Raw genomic sequence first — 24,476 nt, 5'->3', positions numbered from 1 at the left:
CGCGGCTTGATCACCTGATCGGCCAGGCGCTTCGACAGCGGTTCGTCGTAGCGGACGAGGCCGATCTTGCTGTTGGCGAAGAACCCGCGCTCCGCGATCGCGTCGATCCACACACCCATGCGCTCGAGGCGCACCATCGTGGGCATGTAGAGGTAGTCGGCGTAACGGTCGAGCGTCGCGCCGTCGGCCATGAAGTGGTAGTCCCACACCAGCGGCGTCTTGTGCTTGGCCAGGCAGTCGACGAGGTTGAGCGTCGGGATCTTGGCGCCGCCCACGACCGCGACGACGTGATGGTCTTCCGTGAAGTCGACGCACGCTTCTTGCGCCTGCTGGTCGAAGGTCCCGTTGAGGTTTTCCGTCACGTGCGCCACTACCTCGAGCTTGCGCCCGCCCATCCCGCCGTTCTTGTTGATCCAGTCGATGACTTCGTTGATCCAGGGCATCTGGCTGCCTTGGAGTCCCTTGACGCCGTAGGCCTGCGCGGCGGATGCGGTGTTGTCGTCGTGAATGCCGATCACGATCGGTTTGGTGGCACTGCTCTTGGCGACACTGGTCGTCGTACGACGCTGTAGCGGCGCGGTCGTCGCTCCCGTTGCCCCTCCGGCATCGGTCGCCACGACGCCGCCCACCGACGCGTCGCCGCTCGCGCCCAAGTCCGCCGGCGTGGTGTCGTCCACGGCGGGGCCGCCGCCGACGCTCAGCGCAGTGTCGTCGGTGCCCTGGCTCGCCGACTCGCCGAACGTCGAGTGCACCGACAGGCCCACGAGCCCGCTGAAGAACAGGACCGTCACCACGACGACGAGCACGCGCCTCATGGGATGGGGTACGGCGCGCTCACGTACGTGAAGCACGCGCACCCACCGTCGAACGCGATGTTGCGCCCCAGGCTCGCGCCGTCGCTACGACCCGGGCCGAAGAACGTGCCGAAATTCGCGGTCGAGTACGGCGCCGCGCCCAGCTTGTCGGCGCCAGCACGCAACCCCGCTGCGGTGAGCCCAGTCCCACGCGCCATCGCCTCCTTGAGGAAAAGGAACGGCGTGCAGTATGTCGCGAAGTCTTCCGGGTAGCCCGCGGCTTTCAGCGCGGCGGCGCAGTGACTCCAGTCGGGCAGCGTCCGCTCCTCGGCGAGCGCAACGTTCGGCGGGACGTCGTCGTGCGGCAACCACCCAAGGCCGACAGCGCCCTGGAGCTGCGCGGCGGGCGCGTTGTTCCGCAGGTACTCGGGCGACTCCCAACTGTCGACGCCGTAGCGCGGCTTGTAGCCGGCCGAGTTCGCCTCTTTCGGGAAGACAGTCAGAATCGTCCACGCCGAGGGAAGGAAGATCACCCGGTTGATGCCTTCGGCTTTGAAGCGCAGCGCCGCATTCGCCGCCTGTGTACCTTCCTGGCCGAGGTCGGCGACCTCGCGCACCGGCGTGAAGGCGAACTCGTCGGTCAGCTTGGATCCGTGGCGTGCGAGCGCCGGCACGATGACCTGGTCACGGGCGCGCTTGTGGGCGGGCATGTCGTAGCGCAGCAGACCGACGCGGGCCCCGCCGTCGAGGAAGTGCTGCTGTGCCAGGGCGTCGATGTACGCCCCGAGACGGCTCAGGTTCACGTGCAGCGGCAGGTACAGGTAGGGGTAGCGCTCGTCGAGGTCCTTCTGGTCGACGGGCAGCACCGTGGAACTCACGTCGATCACCGGTGTCTTGTGCTGGGCCATGCACGCCGACAGCGTCCCGTTGTGATTGGCCCGCAACACCAGCGCGAAGATCTCGTTGTCGTTGGTGAAGAACTCGCACGTCTGCTGGGCGCGCGTATCCGCGGTGCCCTGCGTGACGTCCACGAAGTGGTACAGCATCACGACCTTCTTCCCGCCGATGCCGCCGCGGGCGTTGATGTCCTTCACCATCGCGTCGACCTGCGCCTTCTGGTCGGCCTCGGACACCTCGCGTGCCGTGACACCGACGGCAGCCACCGCGCCAGCCGCGCTGTCGGAGAGCCCTTCCCAGCCCAGGATGATGCGATCCGACTTCACGCCGCGCGCCAGCACGGTCTTACCGGCGCGGGTCACGGACGTCGCGTGGCTCGTGCTGGTGGCAACAGCGCTGCGGCCTGCCACCGCCACACCCGACCCCGCCGTGTCGGCCGCGCCGACCGACGTGTCCGTGGTCGCCGGGACCGCGGCGGCCGTCGTAGTGGTGGTGTCGCGGGAGAACGCGTCCGCCATGTTCAGCGGGCGCCCGCCGCCTGACCCGCACGCGGTCAGCGCGAGCAGCGCGGCGATCACCAGCGCGCCGCGGCGAAGTGTCACCGCGTCAGGATCGTGCACGCGCCGATTCCCGGAGCGCCGTACACCTGCGTGTAGCCGACGCGCGGATTGTTCGGCACCTGCCGCGGGCCGGCGTCGCCGCGCAGCTGGAGCACGGTCTCGTAGATCTGGCGCATGCCCGATGCACCGATCGGCTCGCCGTTGGCGATGAGGCCGCCGTCGGTGTTGATCGGCAGCTTGCCGCCGATCTCGGTCTCGCCCGCCTGGATCAGCGCCTCCTGCTCGCCGTCCTTGCAAAAGCCGTTCTCCGCCATGTGGATGATCTCCGCACCGGCTTCGCTGTCCTGGATCTGGGCGACGTCGACGTCTTCGGGACCGATGCCCGCCATCTCGTACACCGCGCGGGACGCGTCGACCGTCGGGCTCTCGGCCATCTCGCCCGCCACCCATGGGCTGAACACTTCGAAGGACCCGAAGCGGCGCGAGCGCACGGTGGCGCCGCGGATGTACACGGGCTTGTCGGTGTAGAGGTGCGCTTTGTCGGCCCGCGCCACGATGACCGCGGCCGCACCCTCGTCGGGCGAGCAGAACATGAACTGCGTCAGCGGATAGTTGAGCATCCGCGAGTTGAGAATCTGCTCCTCCGTCATGGGTTCGCGCCGCCAGGCGTTTGGGTTCATCGACCCGTTCCGGTAGGCCTTGGCCGCCACCTTCGCCAGCGTCGAGTGCGAGATGCCGTGCTCGTGCATGTAGCGGTTGATCTTCATGGCGAAGAACTGGGTGGTCACCATGAGGCCTTGTTCGCCGTACCACGGGCCGATGCCGGCGGTTGCGGGGTCGGCGTTGAAGTGTCCGCGCGGATGCTTGTCGAACCCCACGGCGAGGCCGAGGTCGAACTGTCCCGACGCGACGGTGGTGGCCGCCATCGACAGCGCGGAGCCCGCCGTCGCGCACCCGTTCATCACGTTGATGAACTGCAGGCCGGTGAGCCCCAGCTCGTTGACGAGCGTGTCGGCCGTCGGCGAGTCGTGGCCGAGCATGCCGCCGAGGCTGCCCCCGAAGGCGAACTGCAGGTCGTTGAACTCGACGCCGGCGTCGCGCATCGCGTTGCGCACGGCAATGGCGCCCATGTCGACGGCGGCCACGCCCTCGTGGCGTCCGAACGGGTAGATGCCGATGCCGACGATGGCGACGTCTGCAATTTCCATGGTTTACTCCTCAGACTTTCTGCGCGGGCGCGAAGGCAAAGGTCATCACTTCGGTGCCGTCGGGGTCGGTGTAGGCGGGGATGAAAACGAGCTTCATGTCCATGCCGATCTCGAGCTTCTCGGGGTCGCTCTCGGTGAGGCGGGTCTCGACCTTCACGTTGTCGGGCAACTCGACGTAGCCGAGGCCGAACGTCTCGAACTGGCGTTGGCCGGCGAGGCGGTAGGGCTCCTTCAGTTCGAACTCCTGGGTGGTGAAGGTCCACAGGGTGCCCTCCGGCGACAACTCCAGCGTCGGCATGTCGGCCGCGCCGCAGCGCGGGCAGCTGCGGGCGCGGGGGAACGTGGCGGTTCCACACCCATCGCATTTGGAACCGATCAGGCGCGGCTCGTCCGCCGGCCAGGTGAAGAGCGATTCGTCGATCGCGCGTTGCATGGTCAACCTCCTAGGTGAACACCGTGGGCACGGCACGCGTGTCCAGGCGTGAGTAGTCCGGGCCCTCGGCGCGCCACCCGGCCATGACGTGCTGGCCCATGAGCGTGGCGAAGCGCGGCGGGTTGCGGTCGAGCATCTCGGGGGTCGTGTCCTCGCGGTAGGGCTCGCGCGGCAGCAGGTAGCGGCGGGCGAAGAGGAATGCGATCGCCATGCGCAGGCCCGGCGTCTGGCGCCGGTACGCGCCGTGCCACGTGTTGCCGTGCCAGACGACGAGCGAACCGGCCGGTGCTTCGAGGGGCACGAGACGGTCGAGGCCTTCGCCGCCGTTGGGCTGGCGGCAAAGCAAGTGGCTCCCGGGGACGAACCCGAGCGAGCCGCCCTCGCGCGAGTAGTCGCTCAGCAACCATGTGGCGTTGGCGTACTGCGCGTACAGCGGGAATGGCGGCGGGTGCATTTCGGTGTCGCAGTGCAGGGCGATGTCGAGCCGCTCGGGATCCTTCGTCGACGGGCCTTTGATCAGCGCCGTCGACGTGCTCAACACGCAACTCCACCCGCACAGCTGCGTCACAAGCGCCAACGCGCTCGGCTGCATCAGCAACTGCTCGAAGATCGGGTCTTCGAACAGCAGGTAGTAGTAGTTCGGCAGCTTGTGGTTCTCGTGCGTCGACCCGCCGGTCACGTCGGGGCGCGCGCCTTCGCGGCGCTCGGCCACGTCGAGCAGCCGCTCGCGCACCTCGTCGACGAAACCCGCAGGCGCGGCCTTCTCTGGCGGCACGACCGTGTAGCCGACGGTGTCGAGTTCGAGCGCGTTGGCGAGCAGGTCGTGCTCGGCGAGCGCGGCCTGGACGGCGCGGAGGTCTTCGGTGATGGCGTCGGGTGTCATCGCGGCTCCCGTGGCAGTCCGAGCACGCGCTCGCCGATGATGTTGCGCTGGATCTCGTCGGTGCCGCCGGCGATGCGGAAGCCGGGCAGCCCACTCACGAACTCGCTCCACGCGTAGGTGCCCCACTCGCCGCTGTCGGCGCCGAGTCGAGGGCCGAGCACGTTCGCAGCTGCGGCCGCGGTGAGTTGCAGCTCGCGCGTCTTGCCGAGCTTGCCGAGCGATCCTTCGGGACCAGGCACGCCGCCGGCCTTATGCGCCTGCGCGGCGCGTTCGAGGGTGAGCGCGTGCACCGTCCGGGCCGTCCACGCCGCCGCGAGCTGCTGGCGCACGACACCGTCCTGCGCGCGCCCGAGGTGGCGCGAGAGCGCGACGAGGCGGTCGACGGGATCGGATTCGCCGCCTTCGCCGCCCTCGCTCGCCGCCATCCGCTCGAATCCGAGCGTCGTGAGCGCGACGCCCCACCCGCCGCCGACGTCGCCGAGCCGGTCGGCGTCGGGTACGCGCACGTCGGTCAGGAACACTTCGTTGAACGACGAGCCACCGCTCATCTGGCGCAGCGGGCGCACCTCGACACCGGGCGCGTCCATCGGGACCAGAAACGCCGTCATGCCCGCGTGCTTCGGCGCCGACGGATCGGTGCGGGTCTGGATGTAGCCGAAGTCGGCATACTGCGCGCCCGACGTCCACACCTTCTGGCCGTTGAGGACCCATGTGTCGCCGTCGCGCACCGCGGAGGTCGCCAGCGCAGCCAGATCGGAACCCGCGCTCGGCTCGGAGAACAGCTGGCACCACATCTCGTCCGCGCGGCGAAGCGGCGGGACGTAGCGCTGCTGTTGTTCGGGCGTGCCGCACGTGAGGATCGTCGGCCCGACCAACTCCATGCTGATGGTGAACGCCTCGTGGCTCTCGGGCGTCGCGTAGCCGGCTTCGAGTACGGCGAACGCGTTCGCGTGTGCCGGCGTGAGGCCGGCGCCGCCGACGTCGGTCGGCCACGCGATGGCGCCGTAGCCGGCGTCGAACTTCTTGCGCTGCCAGGCGCGCAGCGCGTCGATGTGGGCGCGTTCGGCGGCGGCGGGAAGGTTGCGGAACACGGCGACGGCGTCGCTGCCTTCGCCCCATTCGACCTCCGCGACGGACGCGCGCCGGGGCGCGTTGGCGTCGAGCCAGGCAGTGGCGTCGTCGAGCCAGTCCTTCACGAGCGTTCGGCCACCAATGCCGAGCGGCGCAGCTTGCCGGCGTCGTTGCGCGGCAACTTCTCGACGAACTCGAAACTGCGCGGCACCTTGTATTGCGTGAGGCGCGCCGTGCAGTGTGCGCGCAACTCCTCCGCCGTCGGCGCGGGGTCGGCCGGTTGCACGATGGCGTGCACGCGCTTGCCGAGGTCGTCGTCGGGCACCCCGACGACGCCGACGTCGACCACGCCGGGGTGCTCGGACAGCGCGGCCTCGACTTCCGCGGGGTACACGTTGGAGCCGCCCGTGATCACGATGTCGACGCGGCGGTCAGCGAGGAAGAGGAACCCTTCGTCGTCGAGCCAGCCGAGGTCGCCCACGCTGGAGAACCCGTCGTCGGTACCTTTGATCGACGCGCCGCCGAGGTACTGGAACGACGGGCCGGACCCGTCGCTGGTCGGCAGCAGCCCTTCCTGTCGCATGAAGATCTCGCCGACTTCACCGGGCGGCAGGTCGTTGCCGTCGTCGTCGAGGACGCGCACTTGCGAGCGCATCGGGCGACCGACGCTGCCCGGGCGCTCGAGCCACTCGTCGCCGTGGATGAGGCAGGCGCCGACCGCTTCGGTCGACCCGAACACCTCGTGCACCTTGGTGGCGCCGATGAGGTCGATCCAGCCACGCTTGACCCACGGCGGGCACACCGCAGCGGTGTGCAGCAGGCCCTCGACGCTCGACAGGTCACGCTGCGCCACGTCGGGCACGCGCAGCATGCGCTGCATCATCGTGGGGACCGTCGTCATGTACTGGACGCGGTGCTGCTCGACGATGTCGAGCGCGAGCTCGGCGTCGAAGCGCTCCATCACGATCAGCGTGTGCGCCTCGTACACGCCGACCATCACCTGGCCGTTGCCGAAGTTGTGGAACAGCGGCGAGCCGACGAGGTGGCGCTGGCCGTGCGTCACACCGAGGTCGGCGAGGCCGAACGCGTACGCGCCCTTCGGTACCGCGAGCGGCATCGGGTCCACGATGATCTTGGGCCGTCCCGTCGAGCCGCCCGACGCGATGGCCCGTCCGGGATGCGGAGTGACGTCTGGCAATGCGTCCGCCGGGAACGACGCGGCATCGGCGACGTCGACCACGCCGGGTACGTCGGTCCACGCGGCGACAACGGCCGCGGGCTTCGCGAGGTCGAGCAGCGCGTCGCGCTCGGGCGCGGGCATGCGGGCGTCGAGGGGCAGCACGCACGCGCCGAGCTTCCACGTGGCGATCAGCGTGACGACGTGCTCGATCGAGTTCGGTAGACCGATGCCGACGGTGCTGTCCGCGTCGACACCCTTCGACTGCAACAACCGCGCGTACCGGTTCGACGCCTCGTCGAGTTCACGCCACGTGAGGCTGCGCTCGCTGCGGTCGCGCGCCACGACGATCAGCGCGACGTCGTCGGGCTTTTCCTGCGCCCACATCGTGACGTGGGCGCCGATCGAGATGAACGCGGGAAGGCTCATCCGAGGAAGTCCCGGGCGAGGCTCTCGAACAGCTGCGTGCACATCTCGAGCGACTCGACGTCGACGCGCTCGTTGTCGCCGTGGCCCATCGTGGCGAGTTCCTCGAGGCCCATGTTCCGGCTGAACAGGCCGAACCCGTAACCGACCGCGCCGGCGCGGCGGAAGTGCCGTGCGTCGGTGGTCCCCGGCATCCGCATCGGCAGCAGCGTGGCGTCGGCGTAGAACTGCCGGGCGACGCGCGTCATCGAATCCCACAGCGGCGTGTCGATCGGTGACTCGGTTGCCGCGTCCTCCCGCCCCACCTGGATCTCGACGCAATCCGCGAGGTCGCCGATCACCTCGGCGAGCATCGCTTCGACATCGGCCCGCCCATGGCCGGGCAGCGTGCGGACGTCGAAGTCGATGTCGACGGTCTCGGGGATGATGTTGACCTTGCTCCCGCCGTGCATCACCGTCGGGGTGATCGTCGTGTGGGTGCACGAGTACGCCATCTTCTTGAGCCCCGGCGGCAGGACGGCGATGCCCTCTTCGAAGCCTTCGGCGCGCAGCATCGGCTCCGCCAGCTCCGCCGGGATGCCGAGGCCCTCGACGAAACCGCGCCATACGTCGTCGATGCGGGCCACCGGGCGCCACTCGGCAAGGCGGCGCACGATCTCGGCCGCCTTGATGAGCGCGTTGTCGGCTTCGTAGGGCATCGAGCCGTGGCCGGGCGTGCCGTTGACGCGCAGACGGCTCCACATCGGACCCTTCTCGTCGGTGAGGACGGGCAGGCGCAGGCCGGCGGGCGAGTCGAGCGGCATGCCGCCGGACTCGGTGATGACGTAGTCGCAGCGAACGTGGTCAGCCTCGTGCTCGACGAGTTGTTCGGCGCCGTAGTGCCCCCCGGCCTCTTCGTCGGCCACGGCGGCGTAGATCAGCGTGCCCTTCGGCGTGAAGCCCGACGCCGCGAGGTGCTTCATCGCCACGGCCATGGAGCCGGTGAGGTTGAACATGTCGATGGCACCGCGACCCCATACGTAGCCGTCGATCAGGTCGCCACAGAACGGGTCGTGCTGCCAGCGCTCCTCGTTGACCGGCACGACGTCGGTGTGGCCGAGCAGGCACAGCGTCGGTGCGTTCGGATCCGAGCCTTCGATGCGGGCCACGACGTTGGCCCGGCCCGGGGCGGTCGTGATGCGCTCGACCTCGAGCCCCGCGCCTTCGAGGAAGTTGGTGAGCACGTCGGCATTGCGTAGTTCCTCGCCCGATTCGGGCGTTCCGTCGTTGACACACCGGTTTCGGATCAGCTGCTGGACGATCCCCACAACGTCGCTCACCATGGCGAGACTAGAGTAAGCCGCCGTTCACAGCAATGGAGGGGGAAAACGTGGAGAGCCTTGCTGACATCGTGCGCGGTCACGCGAAGGCGGTGCCCGATCGCGCCGCGCTCGTCGACGACGAGCGCACCATCACCTACGCCGAGCTCGACGCGCGCTCGAACCGGTTCGCGCAAGGCATCCGCAGCGAGGGGCTCGGCGCCCAGGACCGCGTCGCCTTCCTCGACAAGACCGGCCCCGAGTACTTCGAGGCGGTGTTCGGCACGGCAAAGCTCAACGCCGTGCTGTGCGCCGTCAACTGGCGCCTGGCACCACCCGAAGCGGCCTACGTCATCAACGACTCGCAGGCGAAGCTGCTGATCGTCAGCGAAGAGTTCCTGCCGATGCTCGACGCCATCCGCGGCGAACTCACGACAATCCAGAAGGTGCTGGTGCTCGGCAACAGCCCGGCGGACGAGAGCTACGAGACCTGGCTGGCGCGCCAGCCCTCCGAGGATCCCCGCATCGACCCGGCGCCCAATGACGTCGCGCTGCAGTTCTACTCGTCGGGCACCACCGGACGGCCCAAGGGCGTCATGCTCACCAACGAGAACCTGTTCGCCAGCGTGCACGCCAACAACGAGATGCTCGGATTCACCGATGCGTCCGTGAATCTCGTCGCCATGCCGACCTTCCACGTCGCCGGCGGCGCGTGGGGCATCGTCGGTCTGTACAACGGCTGCCCCAACGTGCTCATGCGCGAGGTCGACCCGGCGGCGGTCATCGACGTCATCGAGCAGCACCGCATCACCCACACCGTCCTCGTGCCGGCGGTCATCCAGTTCGTGCTGCAACTCCCCCAGGCGCGCACCGCCGACTTCACCAGCATGGAGGTGCTCGTCTACGGCGCGTCGCCGATCTCCGAGGAAGTACTCGTCGACGCCGTGCGCACGTTCGGCTGCTCGTTCGTCCAGGCGTACGGCATGACCGAGACCACCGGCGGCGTCGTGCTGCTACCGCCGGAGGACCACGACCCCGCCGGGCCCAACAAGCACCGCCTGCGCGCCGCCGGCAAGGCGATGCCGGGCAGCGAGGTCAAGGTCGTCGACGCCGAGACGCTCGAGGCGGTGCCGGCGGGCGAGGTCGGCGAAATCCTCATCCGCAGCCCGCAGAACATGATCGGCTACCACAACCTGCCCGAAGCCACCGCCGAGACGCTGATCGCCGACGGCTGGCTGCGCACCGGTGACGCCGGCTACCTCGACGCCGACGGCTACGTCTACATCCACGACCGCGTGAAGGACATGATCATCTCCGGCGGCGAGAACATCTATCCGGCCGAGATCGAGAACGCGCTGATGTCGCATCCCGCGATCGCCGACGTCGCTGTCATCGGCGTGCCGAGCGAGCGCTGGGGCGAGACGCCCAAGGCGATGGTGGTGGCGGCGCCGGGCGCGACCATCGACGAGACCGAGATCATCGCGTTCGCTCGCGAGCGACTCGCTCACTACAAGTGCCCGACGTCGGTCGACGTCGTCGACGTGCTGCCCCGCAACCCGAGCGGCAAGATCCTCAAGCGCGAACTGCGCGCCCCCTTCTGGGAGGGCAAAGCGCGGCGGGTCAACTGATGGACACCTCGATCGGGCTCGACGCCCGCACCATCGCCGACGAAGTTCGCGCCGGAAAGCTCAGCGCCGTCGACGTCCTCGACGAGCACCTCGCCCGCATCGAGTCGCACAACGACGCCATCAACGCGATGGTCTTCCTCGACGAAGCGCGGGCGCGCGGCGTCGCCGCCGACGTCGACGCCGCGGTCAAGCGCGGCGAGGACCCGGGCCCGCTCGCCGGCGTCCCGCTCGGCATCAAGGAACTCGAGTCGGTCGAGGGGTGGCCCGAGACGCGGGCCAGCACCGCGTTCAAGGACAACATCGCCACGCACACCACCACCATGTCGGCGCGCCTGCTCGCCGCCGGCGCCGTGCCCGTCGGCCTCACCGCGTCGCCCGAACTCGGCCTGCTGTTCTTCACCAACTCGGTCCTGCACGGCGTGACCCGCAACCCGTGGAACCTCGAACGCACCCCCGGCGGCTCGAGCGGCGGCGCGGCGGCATCGCTCGTCGCGGGGCTCGTAGCCCTCGCGACCGGCAGCGACATGGGCGGCTCGATCCGCACGCCGTCCGCCTGCTGTGGCGTCGTCGGCGTGAAGGGAACCCTCGGTCGCATCCCCCGCGGCCCCGGGTACCTCGGCGGGGCCAATCTCACGCACTACGGGCCGCTGGCGCGGTCGGTGGGCGACGCGGCGCGCTATCTCGACTGCGCCGCCGGCGTCGACCAGCGCGACCCGATGTCGCTGCCCGCACCTGAGGTGCCCTTCGAGCGCGCCATCGAGGAGATCGACCTCAGCGGCGTTCGCGTCGCCGTGCTGCGGCGCAACAGCCTCTCGCCGTCCGAACCGGCGGTCGGAGACGTCGTCGAGGCCGCGGCCACAACTCTGATCGCCGGCACCGGTTTGCGGCGCGTCGACGGCCTGGCGCTCGACCTGCCGCCGATGCTGACCCTCGGCGGCGCGCTCGTGCGCGCCGACTGGGACCCGACCACCGTCGATGCCATGCCCGAGGTCATGACCAACATGATGAACACCGAGGGCGCCGCCGACCTGCTCATGGGGTCCTTCGACCCGTCGGCCCTCACCATCGAGGGCGTGGCCGCCAATCACCAGGCGCGCCACGCAGTGAACATGGCGATCGCGTCGCTCTTCGACGAGGTCGACGTCATCCTCATGCCGACGATGCCGATGACCGCCTTCGGCGCCGCCGGCCCCATCCCGCGGGTAGTGGACGGCGAAGAGATCGGCCCGGCGGCACCAGCCGCGTTCGTGGCGCCGTTCAACTTCTCCGGCAATCCCGTCGTGTCGGTCCCCGCGGGCTTCGTCGACGGGTTACCCGTCGGGATGCAGATCGTGGCGCGCCGTCACGATGACGCACTCGCCCTCGCCGTCGCCGCCCGCTTCGAAGAACTCCACCCCTGGCCGAAGCTCGCCCCGTCGTCATAGAAGCGCCGCCGACACCGACGAGCCACAATGTGGATTCTTCTCCACTTTCGCGACTGTCGAGATCGGCATCGCTCCGTGAAAGAAACAGGTGTGGCGCGACTGTCGTCGCCAACGGGCTCCGGCAGGCGACGCCTGCGCGGCCTACCTGACCACGCGAGAGCGGCACTTCTCGCGCTCCGCCAAGGCGGTTCGCGGAACAGCCCTTGGGTCGCGAAGTCCCGAGGGGACGTTTTCCTGTCCGGCGCTAGGACGCGCCTTGGGAACCATCCATCGACCACGATCTGATGGTGACTTTGCGCGTCGTTCGGGTCGGGGCTTGGTGCGATCTGTACACCGAGGACGACCTCGTCGCGTATTTGTCGGCTCAACCGGAAACACCCAAGACCACGGGGTGGGCCCCGATGGGTCCTGCAACGCCTCGAACCGAATGCCGGCTAAATGACCCGAGCGGCGCCACGAGCCGGCGGCCGGGGACCCACAAGACTCACGCCCGTTTGCGGGGGTGAAACCGGTGCTCGGAGCCCAATTCGCCCCCCAGAAAGCGTCGCAAAAGTGACGTTCGGGGAGTGCCGGCGTCGTGTCGTGGTGGGACGGTTCGACCCGCGCTCGCGAAGGCCGGCTAACGAGGGAAGCTGCCGGCGGGGCGGCCGTCGGTCGGGGGGCCGGCGAAGGCCTGGGCGATCGCCATCCACTCATCGGCGGCGGCGCCCGTCACCTCGAGCGCGGTGTCGAGCACGTGGCGGCGCTGGGTGACGACGAGGCAGAAGTCGAGCGCCGGGCCGGTGACGGAGTCGGCCGCATCGGGCGCGCCCCATTCCCACGCGTCGCCGTCGGGACCGGTGAGCGCAACGCGCACGTCGGCGTCGGGTTTCGCCATCCCGCGCACGGCGTAGCTGAAGCCGCGCGTCCGCACGCCGAGCTCCGCGATGTGACGCAGCCGCGCCGTGGGCGCGCGGTCGAGACCCAACGCATCGACGACGTCCTGGCCGTGCGCCCACGTCTCCATCAGACGGGCGGTGGCGAACGACGTCACGCTCATGTCGCCGACGACCCACGGGATGCGGTCCGTGACGGCGTGGGCGCGCAACGCGTCGAGCGTGCGCTGCCGTTCGGTGCGCCACCACCCGATCAACTCGGCGGGCGCCATCGACGCCGCCCGCAGCTTCGGGCCGCCCTCGGCGCTGAGGAGATCGGCGAGCAGGTCGTCGAGCTTGGCCCGGAACGCATCGGCGTCCAGCGCGGCGAGCGACGCCAACTCCTCGCTGAATGCGAGGTGCGACAACTCGTCGCGCACGGTGAACCCCTCGGCGGGCGTGAGCGTGTCGAGGCCCGCCGCGTCGAGGTCGGCGACGAGCGCGTCGAGTGCGGCGTATTCGTCGGCGAGGTCAGCGAGGATGTCCACGGCGACGCGGACGTTAACCCACGCTAGAGTCAACCGTCGTTTACATCGAGAGCGAGGGGTGCATGACGCAGACGCACGAGTTCGCGAGCCAGGCGTGGCTCCAGGCGCTGTGTGACCTGATCGACAAGAAGGTCGCCGACTCCGGGGTGGACCTGCGCGGTGTCGACTACGTGTTCGGCGAGGAGTTCGTCGACGTCCCGCCGCGGCTGTTGCCGGCGGGCGCCGAACGCGTCGGGTGGGTCGTGCGCGTCCGTGACGGTGTCGTGACCTCCGCGGTCGAACTGCCGCCGGCCGACGCCGACAGCAACAACATCGCCGACTGGGAAACCGTCGAACCGCTCGCCCACCACGTCTTCGGCGCCGACACGGCGCGCGACGCCGAAGTCGGCACACTCGCCGCCCAGCTCGAAGCCGACGGGAAGCTCGAGCGAATCGTGCGCACCCCGATGCCCCCGCAGCTGCGCGACGCGCTCGGCGGGATGCACTGGTTGCACAACGCCGTCGTGGCCATGACCAGCCCGCGGCAGGGCTGAGCGCCGTGGACTTCGAAGACTCTCCCACCGAGGCCGCGTTCCGCGCCGAGGTGCGCGCCTGGTTCGACGCGCACGCCGAGCTGAAGGACACGGCATCGCAGTCGCTGTCGGTGCTCCAGGGCTTCGACGACACGCCCGAAGGCATCGCGCTCGGCAAGAAGTGGCAGCGCGAGCTGTTCGACGCGGGTTGGGGCGCGCTGACCTGGCCGAAGGAATACGGGGGCCGCGGCGCCGGACCGCTCGAGTCGATCGTCTACAACGAGGAACTGGCGCGCTACGACGTGCCCGTCCAGCTCTTCACGATCGGCCTCGGCATGATCGGGCCCACGATCATCGCCCACGGCAGCGACGAGCAGAAGCAGCGCTACCTGCCCCCGATGGCGACCGGCGACGAGATCTGGTGCCAGCTGTGGAGCGAGCCCGATGCCGGGTCCGATCTCGCGGGGCTGAAGTCCCGCGCCGAGCGCGACGGAGACGACTTCGTCCTCAACGGCCAGAAGGTGTGGACGAGCGGCGCGCACTACTGCGACCTCGGCCTCGGCGTCTTCCGCACCGATCCGGACGTGCCGAAGCACCACGGCATCTCGGCCTTCATCGTCCCGATGGACACGTCCGGCGTGGAGGTGCGCCCGCTGAAGCAACTCAACGGCGCGTCACATTTCAACGAGGTGTTCTTCAACGACGTGCGCCTGCCGGCGGCGAACCTGGTCGGCGACTACAACGACGGCTGGCGCGTGGCGCGCACCACGATGATGAACGAGCGGTTGTCCGCCGGTGCGATGGTGCCGATGAGCGACACGATCGCGCCGCTCCTCACCCTGGCGCGCGAGACGCGGGCCGACACCGTCGCCCGCCAGCGCGTGGCACGGGCCTACACGCTGGCGCGCTTGTTCGACCTGACGACCGCCCGCGTGCGGACCGCGCTGTCGCGCAACGCGATCCCCGGCCCCGAAGTGTCGGTGCTGAAACTGTTCGCCGCCATCGCCGGCACCGACGTCGCACTCGCGGGCGCGGGCTTGGTGGGTGCGGCGGGCATGTTGCTCGGCGACCACGACGCCGAAGCGACGCGCTGGGGCGACAGCATCCTCGCCAGCTTCGCCATGCACATCGGCGGCGGCACCGACGAGATCCAGCGCAACATCATCGGCGAAACCGTCCTCGGGCTTCCGCGCGAGCCGAGTTTCGACCGCGACGTACCGTTCCGCGAACTAGGAGACATGCATGTTGCTGCAAGCAAGCGCTGAGGTGCCCAGCTACGAGGCCTTCCGCGACGCCATGATCTGGCTCAACGGTCAGGTTGCGCACCCCGAAGGCTTCGTGTCGCTCGAGGTGTTCCAGGCCCACGGCAACCCCAACCGCGTCACCTTCGTCGAGCGGTGGGAGAGCGTGGAAGCCTTCGAGCAGGCGTTCGCCAAATACGACATGGAGCAGCGTGCCGAGTTCCTCCAGCGCGCCGGCATCGACCCGGAGAAGTTGAGCCGCGACTTGTGGATCGAGTCCGACGTGCCGACGGTGTTCGCATGACGGGGCTCATCAGCTACGGCGCTTACGTCCCGTACAACCGCTTGCAGCGCAGCGCCATCACCGCCGTGCTCGGCGCCGGCGGTGGCCGTGGGACGCGCGCGGTGGCGTCGTACGACGAGGACTCCACGTCGATGGGCGTCGAAGCGGCGCGCGCCTGCCTCGCGGCCGCGCCCGACGGCGCCCATCCCGAGGCCGTCGTGTTCGCGACGACCGCGCCGGCGTACCTCGACAAGACCAACGCCACCGCGATCCACGCCGCGCTCATGCTCGACGAGTCGGTTCCCGCGTTCGACGCGCTCGGCGCGACGCGATCTGCGGTCGGCGCGTTGCGCCTCGCGCTGCGCGGCGACGCACCGAGTCTGGTCGTGACATCCGACATCCGCATCGGTTTGCCCGGCGGCGCCGACGAAGCCGGCGGCGGCGACGCCGCCGCCGCGTTCCTGATCGGGTCCGGCGACAACGTGATCGCGGAGTTGATCGGCACCGGTGCTTCCAGCGCCGAGTTCCTCGACCGGTGGCGCGTGCCCGGCGCGACGTCGTCGGGCCAGTGGGAGGAGCGCTTCGGCGAGCAGGCGTACGTGCCGCTGGCCCACAACGCCGTCAACGATGCGCTCAAAAGCGCCGGTGTCACCGCCGACGAGATCGACGCCGTCGTGATCGGCGGGCTGCACACGCGCGCCAACCGCGTCATTGCCGGCGGCCTCGGCGTGCGCGCCGATGCGTTCGGGGCCGACCTAACCGCAACCGTGGGCAACGCCGGCGCAGCCTTCCTCGGTCTCGGCCTCGCCGACGCCCTCGACCGCGCCACGCCCGGCCAGTTGATCCTCGCGGTGTCGGTCGCCGACGGCGCCGACGCGCTGGTATTCCGCGTCACCGACGCGATCACCGCGGCGCGCCGGCCGGCGTCGGTGGCGTCGCTCGTGGCGTCGGGCAACGACGCCCTGCCGTACGCGTCGTTCCTCACGTGGCGCGGCGTGCTGCACCGCGAGCCGCCGCGCCGGCCCGAACCATTGCGCCCGGCCGCGCCGCCGTCGTTCCGCAGCGAGCACTGGAAGTTCGGCTTCGTCGCCAGCCGCTGCGACGACTGCACGACGCGCCACCTGCCGCCGCAGCGTGTGTGCGTGCGCTGCGGCGCCGTCGACCACATGTCGACCGAGTCGCTGGCGAACGCGCAGGCCACCATCGCCACTTACACCGTCGACCGCCTCGCGTTCTCGCTCAACCCGCCGGTGGTCGTGGCGGTGCTCGACTTCGACGGCGGCGGCCGCTTCCAGTGCGAGCTCACCGACGTCGACCCGGCCGCGGTGCGTATCGGCGACCGCGTCGAGATGACGTTCCGCCGGCTGTACGAGACGCAGGGCGTACAGAACTATTTCTGGAAGGCGCGGCCGATCCGCGCCACGACTGAAGGAGAGCGCTGACATGGCGTCCAAGGGAATCTGCGATCAGGTCGCGATCGTCGGCATGGGCTGCACGCCCTTCGGCGAGCACTGGGACAAGTCGGCCGACGACCTCCTCGTCGACGCCGCCACCGCGGCGTTCGCGTCGGCGGGCGTCGCCAAGGACGACATCGACGCGTTCTGGCTCGGCACGATGGGATCGGGCTACAGCGGCCTCACCCTCGCCCGGCCGCTCAAGATCGACTACAAGCCCGTCACGCGCGTCGAGAACTTCTGCGCCACCGGCTCCGAGGCGTTCCGCAACGCCTGCTACGCCGTGGCGTCGGGCGCGTACGACATCGTGATGGCGATCGGCGTCGAGAAGCTGAAGGACTCGGGGTTCTCGGGTCTCGTCGTGGGAGACGTCGCCGGCGACGGCACCCAGGCGGCGATGACGGCACCGGCGATGTTCTCGCTCCTGGCGCCGGCGTACTGCAAGAAGTACGGCGTCACCGACGACGAGATGAAAGACGTGCTGACGCGCATCGCGTGGAAGAACCACTACAACGGCGCGCGGAACCCCCGCGCCCAGTTCCGCAAGGAAGTGTCGAAGGAGGCGATCTGCAATTCGCCACTGGTCGCCGGCCCACTCGGCATCTTCGACTGCTCAGGCGTGAGCGACGGCTCCGCCGCCGCGGTCATCGTGCGCGCCGAAGACGCGCACCGCTACACCGACAAGCCGCTGTTCGTGAAGGCACTCAGCTTCGTCGCCGGTCCGGCCAACGGGCCGATCGACCCCGAGTACGACTACACCACCTTCACCGAAGTCGTGCGCTCGGCCGAAGACGCCTACAAGCAAGCGGGCATCGACGACCCGCGGGCGTCGCTCGCGATGGCCGAAGTCCACGACTGTTTCACGCCGACCGAACTCGTCCTGATGGAAGACCTCGGCTTCGCGGAGCGCGGCATGGCGTGGAAAGAAGCGATCGCCGGCACCTACGACCTCGGCGGCGAACTGCCGGTCAACCCCGACGGCGGCCTCAAGTCCTTCGGTCACCCCATCGGCGCGTCGGGCCTGCGGATGCTGTTCGAGTGCTGGCTCCAACTGCGCAACGAAGCGCCCGACGAACGCGCCATCGCATCGGTCAAGGCCGGCAAGAAGCTCGGGCTCACGCACAACCTCGGCGGCGCCCCCGGCGAGTGCGTCTCGTTTATCAGCGTGGTGGGCTCAGAGCCCAACGCGTAGTCGCCGCTAGGCGTTGCAGCTGCGGCCGGCGTGGTGCGCCGGCGCCGCGGTGGCGTGCGCGGTCACGGGCGGCGCGACTGTGGTCGGCGGCGCGGTCGTCGTCGTCGGCGCCGCAGTGGTGCTGGTCGGTGCGGCCGTGGTCGACGGCGCCGGTGCGACGGTGACGGCCGCGGCGCGCCGCGGTGCCGGAGCCGACGCGGCCGCCGGCGTTACGGCCGGAGCCGGCGCGGGAGCCGGAGCGGACGCCTTGATGTAGGCGAACTCGTGGGCCGTGTAGACGACGCCGTCGGCGGTCCGGTAGGTGCCGACGCCGATGTGGGTGAAGCTCGGGTCGACCATGTTGGCGTAGTGCGTCGCGCTCGCCGTGAAGGCCGCCATCAGGTTGTCGACGGTCGGGCCGACGCCGACGTTCTCGCCCAGACGCCGCCAGTTCGAGGTCACACCGGCGCTGAGGTTGCTGCGATGCGAGATGGCGCCGTTGGACGCCATCTGCGCTGACCACTCCTGGGCGATCGCCGTGAGGTTGGAGTCGACGATCAGTGCGTTGAGGCCCTTCGAGACGCGCAACTCGTTGAGCTTGGCCACGAACGCCTGCGCCTCGCTCGGCGACGGACCGGTCGGTCCGACCTCAGCGGCCGCCGCGCAGCCCGGCGACAGTGGCGAGGCAACCGCCCACACCGACGCCGCGCCGCTCACCAGCAGCGCCAACCCAACAAATCCCAACAGAGTGCGTGCTTTCACCCAACAAACATCGACGCAATCCCACAGAAGCTAAGGCGCGAGATCTCAAATCTGGGCGCGCGCTTAGGAGGTTCACCGCGATCACGGCAAACTTTTGGCCGACCTCCCAACAGGAGGCCAAATGAGTCTGATGTTTCTCCCAATCGCTATCGACGGAAATCCCAACATCATGAGCCTTGCGGCTTAGTTCGACCCCAGCATCCCGCCGATGAGGTCGGTCATGTCCGTGCCTTGGGAGGCGAAGGCGGGGCGGCCTTCGAGGAGGCGCTTGCCTTCGGCCGCCAGGCCGGCGACGCTCCAGCGTTCGCCGTCGTTCTTGATGCGGTTGGTCACGCTCCAGCCTTCGAACAGGGCGACCTCGTCACCCATCACGTGGAAGACGCCACCGGTGAACGGGCAGTCGGCGGTAGCCAGGTAGGCGACCAGCGGTGAGATGTTGGCCGGGTCGAGCGCGTCGAACTCCGCCGCGTCCTCGGGCGCGGCGACGTTGTCGCCCAGGCCCGGCGTCTGCAGCGTGAGGCGCGTCCGGGCGACCGGTGCGATGCAGTTGGCGCGCACGCCGTAGCGGCCGAGTTCCATCGCCTCGACCATCGTCATGCCGGCGATGCCCGCCTTGGCGGCGGTGTAGTTGAGCTGACCGGCGTTGCCGAGCAGTCCGGCGGCCGAGGTGGTGTTGACGATCGCGGCGTTGACCGTCTTGCCGGCCTTGGTCTGGTCGCGCCAGTAGGCGGCGGCCATGCGCGTGGGGCAGAAATGACCCTTCATGTGCACGGCGACGACGGCGTCCCACTCCTCCTCGCTCATGTTGAAGCTGAAGCGGTCGCGCAGGATCCCGGCGTTGTTGACGAGCACGTGCAAGTCGCCGAAGGCCTCGACGGCGGCGGCGACGAGACGCTGCGCGCCGTCCCAGTCGGTCACGCTGTCGCCGTTGGCCACGGCTTGCCCGCCCATCGCCTCGATCTCGGCGACGACCTGTTCGGCGGCGGTCTTGTCACTGCCGCTGCCGTCGGTCGCGCCGCCGAGGTCGTTGACGACGACCTTCGCTCCCTCCGAGGCGAACAGCAGCGCGTGCTCGCGGCCGATGCCGCGCCCCGCGCCGGTGATGATCGCCACGCGCCCGTCGAGTGCTCCCATGTCTTGTCCCCTTATCGAATGGTGATGGCGGCGTTGGTGATCGCCGGTGTGTTGCGTTCCTTCGCCGATGCGCTGATCAGCAGCTTGTCGCCTTCGTTCCAGATCGAGGTGACGATCGTCTCGCCGGGGAACACGACGCCGGCGAAGCGCACTTGGTACCGCGCCACCTTGGACGTGTCGCCGTCGAGCACGTTGTCGACGACGGCCTTGCACACGATGCCGTAGCTGCACAGGCCGTGGAGGATCGGCGCGTCGAAGCCGCCGAGCCTGGCGAACCCCGGATCGACGTGCAGTGGGTTCTTGTCGCCGCTGAGCCGGTAGATCAGCGCCTGCTGCGGCAGCGTCGGCGACTCGACGACGAGGTCGGGCGCGCGGTCGGGCGCCTCGTTGCCGACCTTCGGTCCCGACTCGCCACCCCAGCCACCCTCGCCGCGGATGAACAGCGAGAACCGGTTGACGAACAACACGTCGCCCTGCTCGTCCTTCGTCTCGGTCTCGGCGATGACGAGGGCGGCCTTGCCCTTGTCGTAGACGCCGGCGATGCGACCGGTGTTCGACACCTTCGCGGCCGTCGGGATGGCCTTGCGGATCTCGAGGTCCTGCTCGCCGTGCAGCAGCATCGCAAGGTCGAACTGCAGGCCGTCGATGGAACTCACGCCGCCGAGGAAGTCGCCGAGCGGGATGACGCCGTAGCTCGGCAACACCTTGAGCCCGTCCTCGTAGACGTAGGCGAGTTCGCGGGGATCGGTCGCCGGCACGCCGGCACCGAGGCCGAGGTGATACAGGATCACGTCGTCGGCGTCCCACTGCGCGTAGGTCTCGGGGATCTCGGCGCCGAGCGCCTTCGCGGGATCGATGGGCACGGGGTCTCCTTTAAACGAGATCGAGCTCGCGCGCGAGCAGCTTGCGGTGGTGTCGCGGGTCGCCGAGCAGGAGCTGACCCGACTTGGCGCGCTTGTAGTAGAGGTGCGCCGGGTGCTCCCACGTGAAGCCGATCCCGCCGTGGACGTGGATCGTGTCCTCGGTGATGCGCATGTACGCGTCGGAGCAGTACGAGCGCGCCATCGGGGCAGCGACCGCGGCGTCCGGATCGCCCGCCGCGAGGCACGAGTTCGCGTAGTACGCCGCCGACTTCGCCATCTCGACCTGCACGAGCATGTCGGCGCAGCGGTGCTTCACGCCTTGGAACGTCCCAATCGGGCGGCCGAACTGGATCCGGGTCTTGGCGTAGTCGACCGACATCTCCATGCAGCGCTGGGCGCCGCCGACCTGTTCGTTGGCGAGCGCGACGGACGCCACGCGCAGCGCCTGCTCGACCACGGGCCAGCCTTGGCCCTCGGCGCCGATCAGCTGCGCCGGCGTGGCCGTGAAGGACAGGCGCGCCAGCTTGCGCGTCTGGTCGAGCGACACCAGCGGCGTGCGCGCGAGCCCGGGCGCGTCGCCGGCGACGACGAAGAGGCTCACGCCCTGCGGCGCCCGCGCCGCCACGAGCACGGTGTCGGCGACCCACCCGTCGACGACGTAGCTCTTCACGCCGTCGAGCGTCCAGCCGTCGCCGCTCGGCCGCGCCTGGGTGGACACGTCCTCGGCGCTCCAACCGCCGTGCTCTTCGAGCAGCGCCAGCGCGGCGATCGTGTCGCCCGCCGCGATGCCCGGCAGCAGCGCCTTGCGCACCGCGTCGTCACCGCAGGCCAGCAGCGCGCTGGTGGCGAGTACCGCGGTCGAGAAGAACGGGGCGCACAGCAGCACCCGACCCATCTCCTCGAGCACGATGCCGAGTTCGAGCATGCTGAACCCCGAACCACCGAACTCCTCGGGGATGGCGAGGCCTTGCAGCCCCAGCTGGCTCGCCATCTGCTGCCACACGGTGGCGTCGTAGCCCTCGTCGGTGTCCATGAGACGGCGCACCTCGGCCTCCGGCGACTTCTGTTCGAGGAACGAGCGAACCGTGCGTCGCAGCTCGACTTGTTCGTCCGACAACGCGAAGTTCATGTGAACAGACATTAACCAACGCGTCGCAGCGACGCCGCGAAGAACCGCAGGTGCGCGACATCGAACGGGCCTTGCACGGTCACGACCCACTTGCCGGCGCGAAACGCGATCGCGGCGCCCGAGGTCGTCAGTGTCACCTGGCCGGCACCGAGCGCGCCGGCGTCGACCTGCTCGACGCCGCGGGGCGGCGCGCCCGCCGCGGACAGCTCACGATGGGTCACGGTGATCGCGTCGTGGCCGCGCTGGTACGTGTCGACGTACGCGATGTCGGTGACCTGCGGGCTGCCGCTGGTGGTGCTCGACGTGATGGTCCGCGCCCGACTCCGTAACGCGAAACCCCAGGGCGGCCGGCGCGCCGTCCAGTACGGCAACCCGGTGTTCGGCGGCTTGGTCAGCGACAACTCCTTCACCGCCCCGAAGCTCGTCGGGTTCGCCGTGAGGTCGCCGACCGGGGGCGCGAAGGCAGCGTCGCCGGGCACCGAAGTGTCGACGGAGGTGGCCTCGGTGTCTCTCAGCAGCTTGCCGTTGAGGTACCAGCGCTCGGCGAGCAGCAAACCGTCCTTGCCGACGCACAGGTCGGCGTACTCCTTGGCCGTCGCGCCCTTGAACGGGTCACCGAGTGGCGCCCCGGTGCGGTACACGCGACACACGCGACCGGCGACGGTGCGCGTCCCCCTCGCCCGCGCGAGGCCCAACCGCACGAGGTCACCGGCGATCGCCTCGAGCCGGTAGTCGCCGGGCGGCGCGCCGATGCGTTCGCCGTAGTCGAGGGCGCTGGTCCCGGTCTGGCTGTAGAGATGGCGCCCGTTGCTCACGAACGCCGAGTTGCCCAACGAGAGAGTCGGGTCGAACGAAGCGTCACGGCCGTCGAAGGGCCGGCGCACCTGCACGTTGCGGGTCTCGGTCCGCGTGCCGCCGGCGCGGGTCTCGACGCGGTATTCGACCGAGAAACCGGCGAGCGACGCCGCCGGCGCGTTCAGCGCCGTGTCCTGGGATCGCTCGTGGCGCACAACGAGGAGCGCCAGCGCCGCCGCGAGGACGACGGCGACGACCCGCCCGGGGTGGCGCAGCTTCATTCGCCGCCGTAGTGGGGTGGGCGCTTCTCCAGGAACGCGGCGATGCCCTCCTTGCCGTCGGCCGAGTTGGCGCACTCGGACAGTGCGAGCGTCTCCAACTCCATCTGGGTTTCGAGGGTCGTGTCGAAGCTGCCGCGCAGCAACCGTTTCGACGCCGCTTGCGCTTCGCGCGGTCCGTCGGCGATCGCGCGGGCGAGCGTCGTCGCCGCGGCGTCGAGCTCCGCGTCGGCGACGACCTGCGTCACGATCCCCCACGCGAGCGCCTCGGCGGCGTCGAGCATGCGGTTGGTGAGCGTGAGTTCGGCGGCGCGCCGCGCGCCGACGAGGCGCGGCAGGAACCACGTCCCCGATCCGTCGGGACTGAGCCCGATCTTGGTGTACGCCATCAAGAAGCGCGCCGAGGCTGCGGCCACGACGAGATCAGCCGAGCACACGAGACTGAAGCCGGCGCCGGCAGCGCTGCCGTTGACCGCGGCGATGACCGGCGCGTCGGCGCGGGCCAGGCGCGAGATCGCCGGGTGCAGCGCCGTGGTGACGTCCTTCAGGTGCCGGCCCATGTCGTCGCCGTACGGGATGAAGCTCTTGAGGTCGCCGCCGACGCAGAAGTTGCGCCCGGCGCCCCGCAGAAGGATCGCCCGCACGTCTCGGCGCTCCGTGCATTCGGTGGCGGCGGCGCACAGGCCCTGCGCTACCGCGAGGTCGATGGCGTTGCCGGCATCGGGACGATTCAGCGTGATCGTCGCCAGGCCGGCATCGACGGTTAGCTCGACAACGTCGGTTTTCACGGCCGCACGTTACCGGCCCCGAACGCGAACCGTCGTTCGCGTTAGCGTGCGCCCATGACCGACGAACCGGTAGTGCTCTACGAGGTCTCCGACCATGTCGCGACCATCACGCTCAACCGCCCCGAGCGCGGCAACGCCGCCACCTTCGAGTTGGGCGAGCAGCTGCAGGAGGCGTTCCGCCGCGCCGACAAAGACCGCGATGCGCGCGTCGTCATCCTCACGGGCGCGGGCAAGCATTTCTGCACCGGAGACGACGTGGAGGCGGCGTGGGGCGATCCCCGCATGGCCGAGACGATGCGCGAACTCGCCGACGCCCGCCCGCCCATCACTCCGGAGTCCAAGGCGATCCTCGACTGCCGCGTACCGACGATCGCCGCGGTCAACGGCTCGGCGCTCGGGATCGGGATGGACCTCGCCGTCGTGTGCGACTTCGTCATCGCGTCTGACCGGGCGAAGTTCGGCCAGCTGTTCGTGAAGATGGGGCTGATGGCCGACTTCACCGGCTACTGGCGCCTGCCCCAGCTCGTCGGCCTGGCGAAGGCGTCCGAGCTGTTGTTCACCGGCGACATCATCGACGCCGCCGAGGCCGAACGCATCGGCCTCGTGTCGCGCGTCGTGCCCGGCGACGACCTCATGCAGGACGCGCGCGCGATCGCGGCGCGCATCGCCGCCAACCCGCCGCTTGGCGTGCGTTACATCAAGGAGGGGCTGCGGCGCGGCAACGGCCTCGGCTACGGCGACCTCGACGAACTGGCGGCGTTCGTGGGCAACGGCCTGGCGCGGCTGTTCACGACCAAGGACCACGCCGAAGCCTCGGCTGCGTTTTTGGAGAAGCGCGCCGCCGTATTCACCGGCGAGTAGGCGG

Annotated in this window: 23 protein-coding genes; 8 read left to right on the top strand and 15 right to left on the bottom strand. The window is 69.7% G+C overall.

All coding sequences use genetic code 11. The annotated features are described in order from the left end of the window. The 8 genes from VHC63_08350 to VHC63_08315 all read right to left on the bottom strand — a co-directional run. Positions 1-806, bottom strand: an 806-nt coding sequence (locus VHC63_08350) for a hypothetical protein (GenBank protein ID HVV36599.1), incomplete at its 3' end; no start/stop codon positions are given. 5 nt (positions 807-811) lie between these two features. Beyond that, on the bottom strand, positions 812-2,293 hold the full coding sequence (locus tag VHC63_08345) for an ABC transporter substrate-binding protein (protein ID HVV36598.1): 1,482 nt from the start codon (positions 2,291-2,293) through the stop codon (positions 812-814). After that, positions 2,290-3,459, bottom strand: a complete 1,170-nt coding sequence (locus tag VHC63_08340; GenBank protein HVV36597.1) for a thiolase family protein — start codon at positions 3,457-3,459, stop codon at positions 2,290-2,292. The genes VHC63_08345 and VHC63_08340 overlap by 4 nt, the downstream gene beginning before the upstream one ends. Before the next feature lie 10 nt (positions 3,460-3,469). After that, on the bottom strand, positions 3,470-3,892 hold the full coding sequence (locus VHC63_08335) for an OB-fold domain-containing protein (protein HVV36596.1): 423 nt from the start codon (positions 3,890-3,892) through the stop codon (positions 3,470-3,472). Between the two features lie 10 nt (positions 3,893-3,902). Then, positions 3,903-4,775, bottom strand: a complete 873-nt coding sequence (locus VHC63_08330) for a phytanoyl-CoA dioxygenase family protein (protein ID HVV36595.1) — start codon at positions 4,773-4,775, stop codon at positions 3,903-3,905. Continuing rightward, positions 4,772-5,971 (bottom strand): acyl-CoA dehydrogenase family protein, encoded by a 1,200-nt coding sequence (locus tag VHC63_08325; GenBank protein ID HVV36594.1) that lies wholly within the window; start codon positions 5,969-5,971, stop codon positions 4,772-4,774. The genes VHC63_08330 and VHC63_08325 overlap by 4 nt, the downstream gene beginning before the upstream one ends. Beyond that, positions 5,968-7,452, bottom strand: a complete 1,485-nt coding sequence (locus tag VHC63_08320; protein ID HVV36593.1) for an AMP-binding protein — start codon at positions 7,450-7,452, stop codon at positions 5,968-5,970. Before VHC63_08320 ends, VHC63_08325 begins: the two co-directional genes overlap by 4 nt. Further along, a complete protein-coding gene (locus tag VHC63_08315; GenBank protein ID HVV36592.1) occupies positions 7,449-8,768 on the bottom strand; it encodes a M20/M25/M40 family metallo-hydrolase in 1,320 nt (439 codons plus the stop codon). The genes VHC63_08320 and VHC63_08315 overlap by 4 nt, the downstream gene beginning before the upstream one ends. 50 nt (positions 8,769-8,818) lie before the next feature. On the opposite strand from VHC63_08315, the gene VHC63_08310 reads away from it, so the two are divergent. Next, a complete protein-coding gene (locus VHC63_08310; protein HVV36591.1) occupies positions 8,819-10,375 on the top strand; it encodes a fatty acid--CoA ligase in 1,557 nt (518 codons plus the stop codon). Then, positions 10,375-11,799 (top strand): amidase, encoded by a 1,425-nt coding sequence (locus VHC63_08305; protein ID HVV36590.1) that lies wholly within the window; start codon positions 10,375-10,377, stop codon positions 11,797-11,799. The genes VHC63_08310 and VHC63_08305 overlap by 1 nt, the downstream gene beginning before the upstream one ends. 619 nt (positions 11,800-12,418) lie before the next feature. On the opposite strand, the gene VHC63_08300 is transcribed toward VHC63_08305, so the two are convergent. Beyond that, positions 12,419-13,201, bottom strand: a complete 783-nt coding sequence (locus VHC63_08300; protein ID HVV36589.1) for a TIGR03084 family metal-binding protein — start codon at positions 13,199-13,201, stop codon at positions 12,419-12,421. A gap of 62 nt (positions 13,202-13,263) precedes the next feature. Between VHC63_08300 and VHC63_08295 the strand changes: the two genes are divergently transcribed. The 5 genes from VHC63_08295 to VHC63_08275 are packed head-to-tail and all read left to right on the top strand — an operon-like array spanning position 13,264 to position 17,883. After that, a complete protein-coding gene (locus VHC63_08295; protein ID HVV36588.1) occupies positions 13,264-13,734 on the top strand; it encodes a hypothetical protein in 471 nt (156 codons plus the stop codon). 5 nt (positions 13,735-13,739) lie between these two features. Then, positions 13,740-14,978 (top strand): acyl-CoA dehydrogenase family protein, encoded by a 1,239-nt coding sequence (locus tag VHC63_08290; GenBank protein HVV36587.1) that lies wholly within the window; start codon positions 13,740-13,742, stop codon positions 14,976-14,978. After that, on the top strand, positions 14,956-15,258 hold the full coding sequence (locus tag VHC63_08285; GenBank protein ID HVV36586.1) for an antibiotic biosynthesis monooxygenase: 303 nt from the start codon (positions 14,956-14,958) through the stop codon (positions 15,256-15,258). Before VHC63_08290 ends, VHC63_08285 begins: the two co-directional genes overlap by 23 nt. Continuing rightward, positions 15,255-16,679 (top strand): OB-fold domain-containing protein, encoded by a 1,425-nt coding sequence (locus VHC63_08280; protein HVV36585.1) that lies wholly within the window; start codon positions 15,255-15,257, stop codon positions 16,677-16,679. Before VHC63_08285 ends, VHC63_08280 begins: the two co-directional genes overlap by 4 nt. A 1-nt stretch (position 16,680) precedes the next feature. Beyond that, the gene (locus tag VHC63_08275) at positions 16,681-17,883 is read left to right on the top strand and encodes an acetyl-CoA acetyltransferase (protein HVV36584.1); all 1,203 of its coding nucleotides are present in this window, start codon (positions 16,681-16,683) and stop codon (positions 17,881-17,883) included. Positions 17,884-17,889: 6 nt separating this feature from the next. Here VHC63_08275 and VHC63_08270 read toward each other — a convergent pair whose 3' ends face one another. From VHC63_08270 to VHC63_08245, 6 genes are all read right to left on the bottom strand, one after another. Next, positions 17,890-18,624: a CAP domain-containing protein gene (locus VHC63_08270; protein HVV36583.1), complete on the bottom strand. Its 735-nt coding sequence runs from the start codon at positions 18,622-18,624 to the stop codon at positions 17,890-17,892. 183 nt (positions 18,625-18,807) lie between these two features. Continuing rightward, positions 18,808-19,758, bottom strand: a complete 951-nt coding sequence (locus tag VHC63_08265; GenBank protein HVV36582.1) for an SDR family oxidoreductase — start codon at positions 19,756-19,758, stop codon at positions 18,808-18,810. Positions 19,759-19,769: 11 nt separating this feature from the next. Further along, positions 19,770-20,621, bottom strand: coding sequence for a MaoC/PaaZ C-terminal domain-containing protein (locus VHC63_08260; protein HVV36581.1), 852 nt, complete (start codon positions 20,619-20,621; stop codon positions 19,770-19,772). A 10-nt stretch (positions 20,622-20,631) separates the two neighbouring features. Further along, on the bottom strand, positions 20,632-21,750 hold the full coding sequence (locus VHC63_08255; GenBank protein ID HVV36580.1) for an acyl-CoA dehydrogenase family protein: 1,119 nt from the start codon (positions 21,748-21,750) through the stop codon (positions 20,632-20,634). 11 nt (positions 21,751-21,761) lie between these two features. Then, complete coding sequence (locus VHC63_08250; GenBank protein HVV36579.1) at positions 21,762-22,826, bottom strand: hypothetical protein; 1,065 nt, start codon at positions 22,824-22,826, stop codon at positions 21,762-21,764. Further along, a complete protein-coding gene (locus VHC63_08245; GenBank protein ID HVV36578.1) occupies positions 22,823-23,611 on the bottom strand; it encodes an enoyl-CoA hydratase-related protein in 789 nt (262 codons plus the stop codon). Before VHC63_08245 ends, VHC63_08250 begins: the two co-directional genes overlap by 4 nt. Positions 23,612-23,665: 54 nt before the next feature. Between VHC63_08245 and VHC63_08240 the strand changes: the two genes are divergently transcribed. After that, on the top strand, positions 23,666-24,472 hold the full coding sequence (locus VHC63_08240; GenBank protein ID HVV36577.1) for an enoyl-CoA hydratase-related protein: 807 nt from the start codon (positions 23,666-23,668) through the stop codon (positions 24,470-24,472). The last annotated feature ends 4 nt before the right edge of the window (positions 24,473-24,476 follow it).

This window comes from Acidimicrobiales bacterium (assembly GCA_035546775.1).
GTDB lineage: Bacteria > Actinomycetota > Acidimicrobiia > Acidimicrobiales > JACCXE01 > JACCXE01.
Note: the sequence above shows the minus strand (reverse complement) of the source record. Positions and strands in the feature narration are given on the sequence as shown.